The sequence below is a fragment of the Streptomyces sp. SPB162 genome (genome assembly GCF_029504575.1).
Taxonomy (GTDB): Bacteria; Actinomycetota; Actinomycetes; order Streptomycetales; family Streptomycetaceae; genus Actinacidiphila.
On the sequence record NZ_JAQFII010000001.1, the window covers coordinates 2135424 to 2150903 of the forward strand.

The following is a 15480-nucleotide window of genomic DNA, read 5'->3' on the forward strand; positions in this document are numbered from 1 at the left end:
GATCCGGCCCGGACCGCCTACCGGTACTCCTCGACCGGGGCGTCCTTCCCTCCGATCGCCACCTCGGAGATGTAGCGCCAGGCGTCCGGCCGCGAGCCGTCCGTGTCGGTGAAGCCGTAGACCCGGGCGAGCTGGCCGCTGGACAGCGACCGGCCGTTCCACCGGGCCACGTCCGGATCCGTGGCGAGAGCCGTGACGGCGCGGCCGATGAAGGTCGGCGACTCCGCGATGACGAAGTGCGGGCTGACCTTCGCCCCGTCGCGCCAGTTGGCCTCGGTCACCCCGAAGGTGTCGAGCATCTGCTCGGAGCGCAGGAAGCCGGGGGTGAGGGAGACGGCGGTGCAGCCGTACTCCTCCAGCTCCTTCCCCAGGCCGTAGGCCATCCGGATCGGAACGTTCTTCGTGACGTCGAAGAACAGGCTGTTGCGGTACTCCTCGTTGGACTCGGCGGTGCCGTCCGTGATCTCCACGACCAGGCCGCCGGGCCTGCGGATCAGCAGCGGCAGCGCGCAGTGGCTGGTGATCAGGTGGCTGTCGACGCCGAGGCGCAGCATGCGCAGGCCCTTCGCCAGGTCGATGTCCCACATCTTGGTGTCGAAGTCGATGTAGGCCTCGCCGCCCCAGGTGTCGTTGACGAGGACGTCGAGCCGCCCGTGGTCGCGGTCGATCCGGTCGACGAGGGCGCGGACCTGCTCGGGATCGAGGTGGTCGGTCAGGACCGCGATGCCGGTGCCGCCGGCTCGGTCGATGAGCTCCGCGGTCTCCTCGATGGTCTCGGGGCGGTTCACCTCGCTGCGCCGCTCGCGCGTCGTGCGGCCGGTCGCGTAGACCACGGCGCCGGCCCGGCCGAGCTCCACGGCCATGGCCCTCCCGGCCCCGCGAGTGGCTCCGGCGACCAGGACCACCTTGCCGTCGAGCCTGCCGTCCGGCTCGCCCTGGGGACCGTCATCGTCATTCCGCTTGTCGGCCATGCTGGACCTCCTGTAGTGGTACGTACTGCACGACCGTCGCAGCCATACCCGACACCCTGTGTCAGGTTTCCTCCGGAGGCATCTTGCCGCTCCACATAGATGTGCTGACCCACCCCACCGGCGCGCAGCTGCTCGACTGGTACCAGGTGCTGGCCGCCGCCCTCGGCCACGACCTGCCCGGCGATCCGGTGCCCTCGTCCGAGGACGTGTACGCGCAGCTCGCGACGCCGAGCGCCTACAGTCGCAAGCTGCTGTGGCTGGCGCGGAACACCGCGGGGGCGCCGGTGGGAACCGCCGCGCTGCGGCTGTTCGACGAGCCGGGGCGCTCCCATCTCGCCTCCCTGGAGCTGTACTCGCACCCGGCCCACCGGCGACTCGGCGCCGGCTCCCGGCTGCTGGCCACCGCCGTGGGCGCGGCCCGCGACGCCGGGCGCCGCAGCCTCATCACCAGGACCACGGTCGGCACCCCCGGCGACCGCTTCCTGGCCACCCGCGCCTTCACCCCGGTGCTGAAGCTCACCTGGCGGCGGCTGCGGTTCGACAGCATGGACGCGGCCGCGATCGGCGCGCTCGCGGCCGAGCCGCATCCGGGCTACCGGCTGGAGAGCTGGGAGGGCATCGCCCCCGACGGTCTGATCGACGCCTTCGCGCTCGCCAAGCAGGCTCTGGACGACATGCCGACCGGCGGGATGGATCTCGGCCACGTCCCGTGGACGGCCGAGCGCGTCCGGTCCGTCTGCGAGGTCTTCGCCAAGCGCGGCGAACGGCTGATCACCGTGGCCGCGATCGGTGAAGGGGACGGCTCGGTGGCCGGCTACACCGAGCTGGTCGTGCCGGCCGACGGCGCCGGGCGCGCGCTGCAGCACGACACGGCCGTCGTCCCCCGGCACCGCGGGCACGGCCTCGGGCGCTGGATGAAGGCGTCGATGATCCGGCGGATCGCGGACGGGCTGCCCGGTGTGACGGAGATCGAGACCGACAACGCCGACGACAATCGGCACATGGTGGCGATCAACGCGGGGCTCGGCTTCGTGCCCGTGCGGCAGACGGTGGAGTACGAGTTGAACCTGGCGGAGTGAGTGCTTCCGTCGGTCCCCCGCCGTCCCCGCCGCGGGCCCCTCCGTCGTCCCCGCCGTCGTTCTTCCGTCGCGTTCCGCGACCGCCGGGGGGACGCTCCGCGACGTCATCCGGCCAATGAGGCCAAACGTGCGTAACGACACGGGCGCATACGGGGCACTCCGCGTGCGTCCGGCCCCGGCAACCGGGAAGCTGGACGCGTGATGGACGAGACGGAGTTCTGGGAGATCATCGACAGCACCCGCGCGGCCGCGGACGGTGATCCGGAGGAACAGGCCGATCTGCTGATCGAGCGGCTCGCGCTGCTCGATCCGGACTCGGTGACGGACTTCGCGCGGCACTTCGAGACCCGCTTCGCGCGGGCCTTCCGGTGGGACGTGTGGAGTGCCGCGGACGTCATGCTGGGCGGCGCGGACGACGAGGCGTTCGACTTCTTCCGCTGCTGGCTGATCGGCCAGGGCCGGCATGTCTTCGAGGGCGCCCTGCACAACCCCGACGACCTGGCCTTCCTCGTCGCGGAGTTCGACCCGGAGGTCGACGGCGACGCCGAGGAGCTGGGGTACGCGGCGGACGAGGCGTACGAGCAGCTGACCGGGGTGCGGCTGCCCGATCTGGAGCTGCCGCGGCCCGGCGACCCGGAGGGCGAGCAGCTGGACATGGACGACACGAGTCTCATGGCGGACCGTTTCCCCAAGCTGTGGGCCCGTTTCGGCTGACGGGGACGCGGCCTGACGCGGCGTCGGCTCCGCCCGGAGCGGCCCCGAGCGGGGCGGTTAGGTGGCAGGCGGCGCCGGCTGCCCGGCAGAGAGGTCCACGCGGACGGCCCATCAGGACGTCGTCCACGTAGGCGCCCTGCAGCAGGAACTCGCCCGGCAGCACGCCCTCGACGGTGAACCCCATCGACTCGTAGAGCCGCCGCGCCGGGGCGTTGTGGCCCAGCACCCGCAACGTCATCCGGATCGCGCCCTGGCGGCCGGCCTCCCGCAGCGCCTCGTCCATCAGCCTGCGGGCGATGCCCCGGCCGCGGGCCCAGGTGTCCACGGCGAGCCCCTGTATCTGGCGGACGTGCGCGTTGCACGGCAGCGGAGTGGGCGACACGATCCGCACATAGCCGGCCAACTGCCCGTCGACCTGGGCGACCAGGATCTCGTCCGGCGGGTGGCGCTCGTCGAAGAAGGGCTTGCCGGGGTCGGGCGGCGGCTGCACCGCGTGCAGGGCGGACCAGGTGCGGACGTCGATCCGGACGAGGTCGGCCTCATCGGCGTACGTCGCCGGACGGACCATCACATCTGACATACCGGCCAACTCTGCCATGTGCGCCGCCCGGCTCGCCCGGCACCCCGCCGGCACCCCGTCGGCACCCGTCGCGGGCAGAATGGGACGCATGCGTATCGCAGTCACCGGCGCTTCGGGCCTCATCGGCTCCGCCCTCGTCCGCTCCCTCCGCACCGACGGGCACGAGGTGTCCCGCCTGGTCCGGCGCGAACCCACCGGCCCGGACGAGGTCCGCTGGGACCCCCCGCGCCAGTACGTGGACACCAAGGGGCTGACGGGCTGCGACGCGGTCGTCCACCTCGCCGGGGCCGGCGTCGGCGACCACCGCTGGACCGCCGCGTACAAGAAGGAGATCCACGACAGCCGGGTCCTCGGCACCACCGCGATCGCCCGCGCCGTCGCGTCCCTCGACACCCCGCCCAAGGTCCTCGTCTGCGGGACCGCGGTCGGATACTACGGCGACACCGGTGACCGCCCGGTGGACGAGGACGCCCCGGGCGGCGACAACTTCCTCGCCGGCGTCGTCCGGGACTGGGAGGCCGCCGCGGAGCCCGCGGCCGCGGCCGGCATCCGGACCGCGTTCGCCCGCACCGGGCTGGTCGTCTCCAGCAAGGGCGGCGCCTGGGGACGGCTCTTCCCGCTCTTCAACGCCGGTCTCGGCGGCCGGCTCGGGGACGGGCGCCAGTACTGGAGCTTCATCTCCCTGCACGACGAGGTCGCCGCGTTCCGCCACATCATCGACACCGCGGGCCTCTTCGGTCCGGTGAACCTGACGGCGCCCGAGCCCCTCACCAACCGCGAGGTGACCGCGGCGATGGGCCGCGTCATGCGCCGGCCCACCCTCGCCACCGTCCCCGCGTTCGCCCTGCGCATCGCGCTCGGCGAGTTCGCCCAGGACGTCCTGATGAGCCAGCGCGTGCTGCCGCGGCGGCTGCTCGACTCGGGCTTCACGTTCGCGTTCCCGGGCATCGAGGAGAGCATCCGGGCCGCGCGGGGGCGCTGAGGCCGCTGCCACACCGTGGCCGTACGGGGGCGCTTACCGGCCGCCGCGCGGGCACTCAGTGCCGAACGGCTGAATCGCACCGTGCACCCGGTGCATCAGCCGCCTGCGGAGAGGGCATGACCCCTACCAGCGCCAGCTGACGCGAGCGGGGAACGAAGCCAACCTCCGGAGGGGCATCGTGCTCTCAACAGCACGGCAAGCGGACGTCGTCGTGATCGGAGCCGGGATCGCGGGCCTCGCGGCGGCACACCACCTGACCAGCGCGGGGCTGACCGTCACCGTGCTGGAAGCGGGATCACGGGTCGGTGGCCGGATGGCCACCGACACCGTGGACGGCTTCCGGCTCGACCACGGCCCGCAACTGCTCAACATGTCCAACCCCGACCTCCGGCGGACCCCGGGGCTCCAGGGGCTGCGGCTGCGCCCGTTCGCCCCCGGCGCCCTGGTGCGGGCCGGCGGCCGCGGCTACCGGGTCGGCGACACCCGCGGAGCGCGGGCCCGCGCCGTGCTCTCCGCGGCCAGGACGCCGTTCGGCGACACCCTCGACCGGGCGGGACTCGGGACCGCGCTCAACCGGCTGGCCGCCACCTCCACCGCCCGGCTCCTCGCCCGGCCCGAGACCACCGCGGCCGCCGCGCTCGCCGCCCGCGGCTTCGCGCCCCGCCTCGTCGACGGTTTCGTGCGCCCGCTGCTCAACGCGCTGCTCTGCGACCCGGACCTCACCACCTCCAGCCGCTGCGCCGACCTCGTGCTGCGCGGCTTCGCCCGCGGCGGCACGTGTCTGCCCGCCGCCGGCGCCGCCACCGTCCCGCAGCGCCTCGCCGCCGCCCTGCCGCCGGGCACCGTGCGGCTCGGTGTCCGGGCCACCGACGTCGCCGTCAACACCGTCGCCACCGACGACCGTGGGACCGGCCAACTGCCCTGCCGGGCCGTGGTGGTGGCCACCGGCGCCCGCGCCGCCGGCGAGCTCCTCCCCGGGCTGCGGGTCCCCGCCTTCCACCCCGTCACGATCGTCCACCACGCCGCGCCCAGGTCCCCGCTGCGCGAGCCCCTCCTGGTCCTCGACGCCGACCGGCACGGGCCCGTCTCGCACACGCTTCCCGCCAGCGAACTCGACCCCTCCCGCGCCCCGTCCGGACGCGCTCTCGTCACGTCCGTCCTCCTCGGCCCGCAGGAGGACGGCCGCCCCGACGACATCGGCGTGCGCAAACACCTGGCCGAGCTGTACGAGACCTCGACGGACGACTGGGAGCCGCTGGCCACCCACCACGACCCCGAGGCCGTCCCCGTGATGGCCGCCCCTCACGACTTACGGCGCCCGGTCCGGCTGCTGTGCGGCCTGTACGTCTGCGGCGACCACCGCGACACCAGCACCGTCCAGGGCGCCCTCCGCTCCGGCCGCCGCGCCGCCACCCACCTCCTGGCGGACTTCGGCTTCCGCCCGGCGGCGACCGTCCCCCCTCACCGGATCGAGGACGCGGCCTGACGCGCACCCGCCGTCGGCGGGCTCAGCCCACGGCCAGCCCCAGCGCCGCCGCCCGCTCGAAGAACCCCCGCCCCGCCCCGCTCTCCCGGTACGGCTCCAGCCGCCGCGCGAAGTCCCGTACGTACTCCACCGCCCGCATGGACCGCATTTCGGTCGCCTGCTGCATCGCCTCTCCCCCCAGCGCGCACGCCAGGTCCACCTCCCCCAACCCCAGCCGCGCCGACGCCAGCACCGTCCGGCAGAACACCCGGCTCCGCGCGTACACCGGCCCCCGCAGCTGGAGCGAACGTTCGGCGTACTGCGCCGAGGCCCGGTACTGCCGCAGGTCCCGGTGGCAGTGGCCGAACTCGTCCGCGAGCTGCGCCTCGTCGAAGAACCGCGCCCAGCGCGGGACCTCGTCACCTGCCCGCGCCGCCTCCAGCGCGCGCTCCGCGCGCGCCAGCGACGCCGAGCAGGCGCGCATCTCGCCGAGGAGCCCGTGCCCGCGCGCCTCCGCCGCGTGCAGAAGGGCCTGCACGACGGCGGGCGCGCTCGTGCCGACCCCCTGCTGCGCCACCCGCGCCAGCTGGACCGCCTCGCGCCCGTGCCCGAGGTACACCGCCTGGCGGCTCATCGTGACCAGGACGTAGCCGCCGTAGACGCGGTCCGCGGACGCCTGGGCGAGGCGCAGGGCCTGGACGAAGTAGCGCTGGGCGAGGCCGTGGGCGCCGATGTCGTAGGAGGTCCAGCCGGCCAGCCGCGTCAGGTCGGCGACCGCGCCGAACAGCCGCCGTCCGAGCTCCTCGCCGTACGTGCCGCGCAGCATCGGCTCGGCCTCGTGCTCGAGGTAGCGGACGAGCGCCTGGCGCGCGTGGCCGCCGCCGTACGTGTTGTCGAGGGTCCGGAAGAGATCGCCGACGGAGCGCAGCGCGGCGATGTCGCCCATGGTGACGCGCTGGCGGGGGACGGCGGCGCGGCCCGGGCCGTGGCCGCGCGTCTGCGCGGGGATCCGGACCCGGCCGGCAGGCTCGGGTTCCGCCGCCGCGCCCGCACCGGCCGCCGACCCGCTTCCGTGCGCCACGTGTTCGTCGGGGCGCCCGATGAGCCAGTCGCGGCTCGGTACCACCAGCCCGGCCGGTGTGAACGCGATCTTGCGCAGCTCGGCCTGGCTGCCGGTGTCCTTCCGCCACAGCCCGCTGATGATGTCGATCGCTTCGTCCGGCCCGGCGGCGAACTCCAGGCCCGCGTAGACCGGCGCGCACGCGTCGAGCCCGAGGTCCTGCGCGGACAGCCGCCGCCCCAGCCGTCGCGTGAAGACCTCGGCGATGAGCGCGGGCGTGGTGCCGCGTGGCTGCTGGCCGCGCAGCCAGCGCGTCACGGAGGTCTTGTCGTAGCGCAGGTCCAGGCCGTGCTCGATACCGAGCTGATCGACCCGGCGGGCGAGCCCCGCGTTGGAGAAGCCGGCCTCCGTGATCAGGGTGGCGAGCTGGCGGTTGGGGGAACGCTGCGGGGATCGGTCCGTCATCGGCTGTGCGGTCCACTTCCTCGAGGAACGGAAATGCGTGAATGTAACGGCCTGTAGTGCCGCACTCACCGATCGAACTGCAGATTCCCCCGAACGGGTGACGCCCCGCCCCATCGACTCGCAAAAGCCGGCCCTCCGGTCACCGACCGTGGTATCAGCGCCGCCCACCCGCCCCCCACCGCGTCCGGCCCCCTTCGAGGACCACTCCCGCCCCGGTCGTACAGTTGCAGGGGCGCCAACGAGGCGACTACGAGGAGCTGACGTGACTGACCTGGTGACTGACCTGCACTTCGTCCACCTGGGCTTCGGGGCGGACGCCGTCGAGTACCAGGAGGCGTGGCAGGAGCAGCGCCGGGTGCACGCCGCGCGCTTCGAGGACGAGATCCCCGACACCTGCCTCCTGCTGGAGCACCCGCCGGTCTACACCGCGGGCCGCCGCACCGCCGACAACGAGCGCCCGCTGGACGGCACCCCCGTCGTGGACGTGGACCGCGGCGGCAAGATCACCTGGCACGGCCCCGGCCAGCTCGTCGGCTACCCGATCCTCAAGCTGCCGCGTCCGGTCGACGTCGTCGCGCACGTCCGCCGGCTCGAGGACGCGCTGATCGCGACCTGCGCCGAGTTCGGCCTGGAGACCACCCGCATCGAGGGCCGCAGCGGCGTCTGGGTGCTGGGCGACCCCGTCGAGCAGCGCCCGGCGGGCGGCCTGACGCTGGACTTCGACCCGCGGCTCGGCGTGGGCCCCTCCTCGTCGAAGGGGGGCGAGGAGGGAGAGTTCGACCCGCGGCTGAACGGCCCGGAGTACGCGCCTTCCAACGCCGGCCAGCGCCGTGAGGACCGCAAGCTCGCCGCCATCGGCATCCGCGTCGCCAAGGGCGTGACGATGCACGGCTTCGCGATCAACTGCGACCCCGACAACACCTGGTTCGACCGGATCGTGCCCTGCGGCATCCGCGACGCCGGGGTCACGTCGCTCTCCAACGAGCTGGGCCGGGACATCTCCGTCACCGACGTCGTGCCGGTGATCGAGAAGCACCTGCGGGCGGTGTTGGAGACCGCGGCGCCGCTGCCCCGGGCCGTGTAGGGCGCCTGCCGGCGGGCTCCACGGGCCGTCACCCCCTTGGGGGAATGCCCCCATGAGCCTGCTGGTTGCCTCTGTTCGTACAGGTACAAACAACGGGCGTACCCTGGGGTTCGCCGAAGATTCGAAGTCACGATGGTGGAAGGGGAGTACCGGACGATGTCCGCTGTCGCACCCGACGGACGCAAGATGCTGCGCCTGGAAGTCCGGAACGCTCAGACCCCCATCGAGCGGAAGCCCGAGTGGATCAAGACCCGGGCGAAGATGGGCCCCGAGTACACGAAGATGCAGGCGCTCGTGAAGAGCGAAGGCCTGCACACCGTGTGCCAGGAGGCCGGCTGTCCCAACATCTACGAGTGCTGGGAGGACCGCGAGGCCACCTTCCTCATCGGCGGCGACCAGTGCACCCGGCGCTGCGACTTCTGCCAGATCGACACCGGCAAGCCGGCGGCGCTCGACCTCGACGAGCCGCGCCGTGTCGGCGAGTCCGTCGTGACCATGAACCTGAACTACGCCACCATCACCGGCGTCGCCCGCGACGACCTGGAGGACGGCGGCGCGTGGCTGTACGCGGAGACGGTGCGCCAGATCCACGCGCAGACCGCCGAGCGCGCCGAGGGCCACACCAAGGTCGAGCTGCTGATCCCGGACTTCAACGCGGTCCCCGCGCAGCTCGCCGAGGTCTTCTCGTCCCGGCCCGAGGTGCTCGCGCACAACGTCGAGACGGTGCCGCGCATCTTCAAGCGGATCCGCCCCGGCTTCCGCTACGAGCGCTCCCTCGAAGTGATCACCAAGGCCCGCGAGGCCGGGCTGGTCACCAAGTCCAACCTGATCCTGGGCATGGGCGAGGAGCGCGAGGAGGTCAGCCAGGCGCTGCGAGACCTGCACGACGCCGGCTGCGAGCTCATCACCATCACGCAGTACCTGCGGCCCTCGCCCCGGCACCACCCCGTCGAGCGCTGGGTGAAGCCGCACGAGTTCGTCGAGCTGAAGGACGAGGCCGACGCGATCGGCTACGCCGGCGTCATGTCCGGGCCGCTGGTCCGTTCCTCGTACCGCGCGGGCCGGCTGTTCCAGCAGGCGATGGACCGCCGCCGGGAAACGGGCGAGCACTCGGTGGCGGCGCAGACGGTCTGACGCCCGTCCCCGTCGGCCCGGCATCCCGCCCGGTCGGCCTATCGGCCCCGTCGGGACTGACGGGCACCTCTGAGGCTGTGCGAATCCCCACTCCGGCCGGGTGAAACCCTTCTCGGGCCGTGTGAGACCCCTCACGGTGACGCGGTGCGACTCAGCACCGCGTCACCTGCTCCGACCAGCCGTGCGGCGCGGCGAAGCGGAATCAGGGGCCGTTTCGAGGTTTCATGCGAGATTGACCGTGCGGTCACGGGCTGGTAACACAGTGTGGCGAGCCTGGTTCACGCACGTTCATGCGATTCCGAGGCGTCCTGAGTCCTGAGGGGGACCCATGCAGGTTGAGTCCGCACAGCTCCAACAGAGCACCCTCCACCCCAACGTCACCGTCACCGGGGCCCTGCGCGCCATGGAGGCGCTGCTGCTCGGCGGGGGTCAGCAGACCGCCCGTCGCAACGCCTGGTCGGCCGTGGTCGAGGACCGGCGTCGGGCCAAGGACCGGCACGAGGTGCAGCACGTGATCGAGGCGCTGAACGCGCCCACCGGCGGCCTGCACACGGGGCCGGATTCCTTCTGACGGGCCGGCCGGCTCCTTGAGGGCCACCGATGCGCCCACCGGCGCGCGGGCCACGTATCCTGTGCCGCATGGCGAGGAAGGAAACATCCGAGAACCCTGGGCGTCTTCAGCAGATCGCTCAGACCTACAAGATGACCAGGCGGGCCGACTCCAAGGTCGGGCTCGTCGTTGCGGCTGTGGGAATCGTCACCTTCGGTGTCATCCTCGCCCTCGGCTTCTTGATCGACCACCCGATCTACGCGGGCATCCTGGGCTTGCTGTTCGCGTTCCTCGCGATGGCCATCGTCTTCGGCCGCAGGGCCGAGAAGGCCGCCTTCGGGCAGCTGGAGGGCCAGGTGGGTGCCGCCGCGGCGGTGCTGGACAACGTGGGCCGCGGCTGGACCGTGACTCCGGCGGTCGCGATGAACAAGAGCCAGGACGTGGTGCACCGTGCGGTGGGCAAGGCCGGCGTGGTGCTGGTCGGCGAGGGCAACCCGAACCGGGTGAAGGCCCTGCTCGGCGCCGAGAAGAAGAAGGTGGCGCGCGTCGTGTTCGACGTGCCGATCACCGACATCATCGTCGGCAACGAAGAGGGCCAGGTCCCGCTCAAGAAGGTGCGCACGACGCTGCTCAAGCTGCCGCGCGTGCTGGCCGGACCGAAGGTCACCGAGGTCAACGACCGTCTGCGGTCGCTCGGCACCCTGATGAGCAACATGCCGATCCCGAAGGGTCCGATGCCGAAGGGCATGCGGATGCCGAAGGGTCGCTGACCCCCGCACCGCTACTGACCACAACGCCCTGGTGGGCCCGGCGAGCCGGGCCCACCAGGGCGTTTTTCGCTGACTTCCCGCTGGCTTCCCGCTGAGTTTCCGCTGAGTTCCGCTGACTAGATCCGGACTTCGACGGATCGGGCGGCCTTGTCGTGCAGCCCCCGTCCGTCGCGGTCCCACACCATGGCCGGGATCACCAGGAGCAGCAGGACCGTACGCAGCACCACGGGGCCGATGCGGAGCCGTCCGCCGCCCAGGCCGACCACCCGCAGGCCGAGCAGCCGCTTGCCGGGGGTGCTGCCGAGGGTGCCGAGGGTGAGGACGCTCAGGGCGCCGAAGAGGGCCAGCGTCCAGGGATTGGACGCGTGGACGTCACGGTGCGCGATCAGGCCGTATGCGATCACCAGGCAGAGCGTCCAGTCGACGAACACCGCCACGAACCGCCGGCCGACACCGGCCAGCGAACCCGGCCCGTCCTTCGGCAGCCCCAGGCGTTCGCCCCGGTAGCCGAAATCCGTGCCCATCTGCTCGGCCGCCGCGCGCGGTCCCGAGAGCCACGACCCGAGTGCTTCCCTGTTGTCCACCCGTCCACCGTACTGTGCCGTCCCGCGTCCCCCGTACGGTCCCTTCGCTCCCGGCGCGCGACACTCACGACCTAGCGGTTAACCTCGACGAAACAAATGGGTCATGCTTGGGAAATCCCCGATCCCTATGGTCGGGGCCAGCGTGCGCCATCGCACTGGCCGCGCCTCGTGTTGCCATCCCGGACTCTTCGAGCCGGGTCTAGGAGGAGTTGGATGTTCCAGAACGCCGACGACGTCAAGAAGTTCATCTCGGACGAGGACGTCAAGTTCATTGACGTCCGCTTCTGTGATCTGCCCGGAGTCATGCAGCACTTCACGGTCCCGGTCAGCACCTTCGACCCGACCGAGACGCTGATGTTCGACGGGTCGTCGATCCGCGGCTTCCAGGCCATCCACGAGTCCGACATGGCGCTCGTCCCCGACCTCACCACGTCGCGCCTGGACGCGTTCCGCAAGGACAAGACGCTCAACATCAACTTCTTCATCCACGACCCGATCACCGGCGAGCAGTACAGCCGTGACCCGCGGAACGTGGCGAAGAAGGCCGAGGCCTACCTCGCGTCGTCCGGCATCGCCGACACCGCGTACTTCGGCCCCGAGGCCGAGTTCTACGTGTTCGACAGCGTGCGCTTCGCGACCAACGCCAACGAGTCGTACTACCACATCGACTCCGAGGCCGGCGCCTGGAACACCGGCTCCGAGGACAACAACCGCGGCTACAAGGTGCGCTACAAGGGCGGGTACTTCCCGATCCCCCCGGTCGACCACTTCGCCGACCTCCGTGCCGAGATCTCCCTGGAGCTGGAGAAGTCCGGCCTGCAGGTCGAGCGCCAGCACCACGAGGTGGGCACGGCCGGCCAGGCCGAGATCAACTACAAGTTCAACACGCTGCTCGCGGCGGCCGACGACCTCATGCTCTTCAAGTACATCGTGAAGAACGTCGCCTGGCGCAACAACAAGACCGCGACCTTCATGCCGAAGCCGATCTTCGGTGACAACGGCTCGGGCATGCACGTCCACCAGTCGCTGTGGACCGACGGCGTGCCGCTGTTCTACGACGAGCAGGGCTACGCGGGCCTCTCGGACACCGCCCGGTACTACATCGGCGGCATCCTCAAGCACGCCCCCTCGCTCCTCGCCTTCACCAACCCGACGGTGAACTCGTACCACCGCCTGGTGCCCGGCTTCGAGGCCCCGGTCAACCTGGTCTACTCCCAGCGCAACCGGTCGGCCGCGATCCGCATCCCGATCACGGGCGCCAACCCGAAGGCCAAGCGCATCGAGTTCCGCGCGCCTGACCCGTCGTCCAACCCGTACCTGGCGTTCTCGGCGCTCCTGATGGCCGGCCTCGACGGCATCAAGAACAAGATCGAGCCGGCCGAGCCGGTCGACAAGGACCTCTACGAGCTCGCCCCCGAAGAGCACGCGGGCGTCCCCCAGGTCCCGACCTCGCTCCCCGCCGTCCTCGAGGCCCTCGAGAACGACCACGAGTACCTCCAGGCCGGCGGTGTCTTCACCAGCGACCTGATCGAGACCTGGATCGACTACAAGCGCACCCAGGAGATCGCCCCGATCGCCCTGCGCCCGCACCCGCACGAGTTCGAGATGTACTTCGACCTCTAAGCACGCGCCGCGCACCTGAGCCCGGGCACTCTCCTCGTGGAGAGTGCCCGGGCTCAGTCGTTGCCGGGTGGCGACGCGGTCGGGTCGGGGGTGACCGCGGTGAGGGCTTCGCCCAGGGGGGTTCTGTAGTAGAGGACCGAGCGGCCGGAGCGGGCTCGGTGGAGGAGGCCGGCTTTGCGGAGGACGGTGAGGTGGTCGCCGACCGCGCCGGGGGCCAGACGCAGGCTCTGGGCGAGTTGGGTGGTGCTCGCGGGCTGGTCCAGCGCGGCCAGGAGTCGGGAGCGCGAGCGGCCGAGAAGGCCCGCGAGGGCGTCCGGTTCGACGGGGTCGGGGGTCTCCCACAGGGCGGCCGTGCCGCGGGCGGGGTAGACGATCGCCTTCGGCCAGGGGTCGTCGATGAAGGTGGCCAGGTGGGGCCAGACGAAGACCGACGGGATGAGCAGCAGCCCCTCCCCGGCGAGCGTGGTGGTGCTGCCCGATGACGAGGACGTGCCGCGGATGTCGATGCCGCCGTCGCGCCACCGCAGGTCGGGGTGGAGGTCGTCGAGGGTGGCCGCCCAGCCCGAGCGGCCGAGGCGGCCGACCCGGTGGACGACGTCACGTTCGCAGATGGCGCGCAACTGGGGCCAGTCGCGGGCGAGCAGTTCGTGCCAGGCCTGGTCCAGGGCGTCGGCGACCCGCGCGACGACCTCGTCGCCGCGCAGCGTCGCCAGCACGCGGGGGTCGCGGGTCGGGCGGGCGGCGAGGCACTGTTCGACCTCCTCGTGGGCCTGGGACAGGCTCGTGGCGCGGATCGCGGCGATGTCGTCGTCCCAGGACTGGTCGAGTCCGCGGGGCGGCAGCGCGACGAAGTTGGCGCCGAAGGTGCGGGTGTGGAGGGCGAGTGCCGCGTCCAGGTCGGTGTCGCGGCGCAGCCGCTGGAAGACCGGCATCAGCCGGGCCGACCAGGCGGGTGGCAGCCGCTGCCGGGTGCGACCCTCCAGATAGCCCAGGAGGTTGCACAACTCGAAGGCCGGCGACAGCGCGAACCGGCTGCGCAGCAGGTCGTCGGTGCCGAACTCGAATCGCCGCATGCTCCAGATTACGTCCCCTGGCGTAAGAGTCGCCCCTGGGGGGCACCGCGAACAGGCTCTTCCCATGACGTTCACCCCTGCTCCGCCCCGGCGGACCACCTATCGGGAAGTACTGTCCGACCAGCGCTTCCGGCTGCTCTTCGCCACCCGGGCGGTGACGATCACCGCCGACGCCCTGCGGATCCTGACCCTCTCGGTACTGATCTTCGCGACCACCGGCTCACCGCTCATGGGCGCCCTGACATTCGGTATCGGGTTCCTCCCGCAGCTCGCCGGCTCGATGCTGCTCGGCTCGCTCGCCGACCGGGTCCGGCCGCGGCGACTGATCGCCGCGGGTTATCTGCTGGAGTTCGCCGCCGCCGTCGCGATGGCGCTGGCGCATCTGCCGGTGGTGTTCATCCTGGTGCTCGTCGCCGTGGTGGCCTTCCTGACGCCCGTCTTCCAGGGCGCGTCGAACCGCCTCGTCGCCGAGACGCTGACCGGCGACGCCTATGTGCTGGGGCGGTCGTTGTCCGGCATGTCGTCGTCCGCGGCGCAGTTGCTCGGGCTGGCGGGCGGCGGGGTCGCCGTGACGTTCCTCGGGTCGCGGCACGCGCTGCTGCTGAGCGCGGGCGCGTACCTCGTCGCGTCGGTCGCCGTACGGCTGCGGCTGCCCGACCTGCGGGCGCCCGACAAGGGGCCCACGTCCGGATCCGGGTCTCTCGTGCGGCACAGCTGGTCCGGCAACCGGGCGCTGTTCGCCGACCGCCGGGTGCGCAAGTTGCTGCTCGCGCAGTGGCTGCCGTCCGCCTTCGCGGCCGGCGCCGAGAGCCTCGTCGTGCCGTTCGCGGGGCGGCGCGGGTTCCCCGACGGGACCGCCGGGCTGCTGCTCGCGTGCCTGCCGGTCGGCATGCTCGTCGGCAATCTGGTCGTCGGGCGCTTCGTGCTCCCCGCGACCCGCGAACGCCTGGTCGCCGTGCTGGTCGCGGTCCTCGGCCTGCCGCTGCTCGGCTTCGCCTTCGGGCCGCCGTGGCCGCTCTGCGCGGTCCTGCTGCTCATCACCGGCACGGGCTTCGCGTACAGCCTGGGGCTGCAGCGCTCGTTCCTCGACGCGCTCCCGGAGGCCAGCCGCGGGCAGGCGTTCGGGCTGCTCACCTCCGGGATGATGACCGTGCAGGGGGTGGGGCCGGCCGTCTTCGGGGCGGTCGCCGAGATGGTGTCCGTGGGGGCCGCCATCTCGTCCGCCGGGATCGCCTCGCTGTGCATGGCCGGGTATCTGGCCCGGGAGTCCCGCGGCGCCCGGGTGGGTCCGGCGGAGGCCGTCGGAGCCAGCTGAGGCCTCGGGTCAGGGTGAGTCCCCAGAGGAC

General features: G+C 72.1%; 14 protein-coding genes and 1 pseudogene. 10 read left to right on the top strand and 5 right to left on the bottom strand.

From position 1 onward, the window contains the following. Nucleotides 1-17 precede the first annotated feature (17 nt). The gene (locus M2266_RS09900) at nucleotides 18-971 is read right to left on the bottom strand and encodes an SDR family oxidoreductase (protein WP_277437839.1); all 954 of its coding nucleotides are present in this window, start codon (nucleotides 969-971) and stop codon (nucleotides 18-20) included. A gap of 83 nt (nucleotides 972-1054) precedes the next feature. Between M2266_RS09900 and M2266_RS09905 the strand changes: the two genes are divergently transcribed. Together M2266_RS09905 and M2266_RS09910 are read left to right on the top strand one after the other, a co-directional pair. After that, nucleotides 1055-2050, top strand: a complete 996-nt coding sequence (locus tag M2266_RS09905; protein WP_277437840.1) for a GNAT family N-acetyltransferase — start codon at nucleotides 1055-1057, stop codon at nucleotides 2048-2050. 201 nt (nucleotides 2051-2251) lie between these two features. Beyond that, a complete protein-coding gene (locus M2266_RS09910; protein ID WP_277441138.1) occupies nucleotides 2252-2764 on the top strand; it encodes a DUF4240 domain-containing protein in 513 nt (170 codons plus the stop codon). 103 nt (nucleotides 2765-2867) lie between these two features. On the opposite strand, the pseudogene M2266_RS09915 reads toward M2266_RS09910, so the two are convergent. After that, nucleotides 2868-3344, bottom strand: a pseudogene (locus tag M2266_RS09915) (GNAT family N-acetyltransferase); the annotation flags it as partial. A gap of 79 nt (nucleotides 3345-3423) precedes the next feature. On the opposite strand from M2266_RS09915, the gene M2266_RS09920 reads away from it, so the two are divergent. Then, nucleotides 3424-4326 carry a TIGR01777 family oxidoreductase gene (locus M2266_RS09920; protein WP_277437841.1) on the top strand — a complete coding sequence of 301 codons (903 nt, stop codon included), beginning with the start codon at nucleotides 3424-3426 and terminating at the stop codon, nucleotides 4324-4326. Between the two features lie 178 nt (nucleotides 4327-4504). After that, complete coding sequence (locus M2266_RS09925) at nucleotides 4505-5812, top strand: NAD(P)/FAD-dependent oxidoreductase (RefSeq protein ID WP_277437842.1); 1308 nt, start codon at nucleotides 4505-4507, stop codon at nucleotides 5810-5812. Between the two features lie 22 nt (nucleotides 5813-5834). Here M2266_RS09925 and M2266_RS09930 read toward each other — a convergent pair whose 3' ends face one another. Further along, on the bottom strand, nucleotides 5835-7316 hold the full coding sequence (locus M2266_RS09930) for a regulator (RefSeq protein ID WP_277437843.1): 1482 nt from the start codon (nucleotides 7314-7316) through the stop codon (nucleotides 5835-5837). Nucleotides 7317-7590: 274 nt separating this feature from the next. Between M2266_RS09930 and lipB the strand changes: the two genes are divergently transcribed. The 4 genes from lipB (at nucleotide 7591) to M2266_RS09950 (ending at nucleotide 10854) form a co-directional block, all read left to right on the top strand. Next, nucleotides 7591-8400, top strand: a complete 810-nt coding sequence (gene lipB / locus M2266_RS09935) for a lipoyl(octanoyl) transferase LipB (protein WP_277441139.1) — start codon at nucleotides 7591-7593, stop codon at nucleotides 8398-8400. 156 nt (nucleotides 8401-8556) lie between these two features. Further along, nucleotides 8557-9534, top strand: a complete 978-nt coding sequence (gene lipA / locus M2266_RS09940; RefSeq protein ID WP_277437844.1) for a lipoyl synthase — start codon at nucleotides 8557-8559, stop codon at nucleotides 9532-9534. A gap of 328 nt (nucleotides 9535-9862) precedes the next feature. Next, on the top strand, nucleotides 9863-10105 hold the full coding sequence (locus M2266_RS09945) for a hypothetical protein (protein ID WP_277437845.1): 243 nt from the start codon (nucleotides 9863-9865) through the stop codon (nucleotides 10103-10105). A gap of 68 nt (nucleotides 10106-10173) precedes the next feature. Beyond that, a complete protein-coding gene (locus M2266_RS09950; RefSeq protein ID WP_277437846.1) occupies nucleotides 10174-10854 on the top strand; it encodes a DUF4191 domain-containing protein in 681 nt (226 codons plus the stop codon). Between the two features lie 116 nt (nucleotides 10855-10970). Here M2266_RS09950 and M2266_RS09955 read toward each other — a convergent pair whose 3' ends face one another. Next, nucleotides 10971-11438, bottom strand: coding sequence for an RDD family protein (locus tag M2266_RS09955; RefSeq protein ID WP_277437847.1), 468 nt, complete (start codon nucleotides 11436-11438; stop codon nucleotides 10971-10973). Nucleotides 11439-11651: 213 nt separating this feature from the next. Here M2266_RS09955 and glnA point away from each other — a divergent pair, with 213 nt between their 5' ends. After that, complete coding sequence (glnA, locus tag M2266_RS09960) at nucleotides 11652-13061, top strand: type I glutamate--ammonia ligase (protein WP_277437848.1); 1410 nt, start codon at nucleotides 11652-11654, stop codon at nucleotides 13059-13061. A 53-nt stretch (nucleotides 13062-13114) separates the two neighbouring features. On the opposite strand, the gene M2266_RS09965 is transcribed toward glnA, so the two are convergent. Continuing rightward, nucleotides 13115-14134 carry a DUF5937 family protein gene (locus tag M2266_RS09965; protein ID WP_277437849.1) on the bottom strand — a complete coding sequence of 340 codons (1020 nt, stop codon included), beginning with the start codon at nucleotides 14132-14134 and terminating at the stop codon, nucleotides 13115-13117. Nucleotides 14135-14198: 64 nt separating this feature from the next. Between M2266_RS09965 and M2266_RS09970 the strand changes: the two genes are divergently transcribed. Beyond that, nucleotides 14199-15449 (top strand): MFS transporter, encoded by a 1251-nt coding sequence (locus tag M2266_RS09970; RefSeq protein WP_277437850.1) that lies wholly within the window; start codon nucleotides 14199-14201, stop codon nucleotides 15447-15449. The last annotated feature ends 31 nt before the right edge of the window (nucleotides 15450-15480 follow it).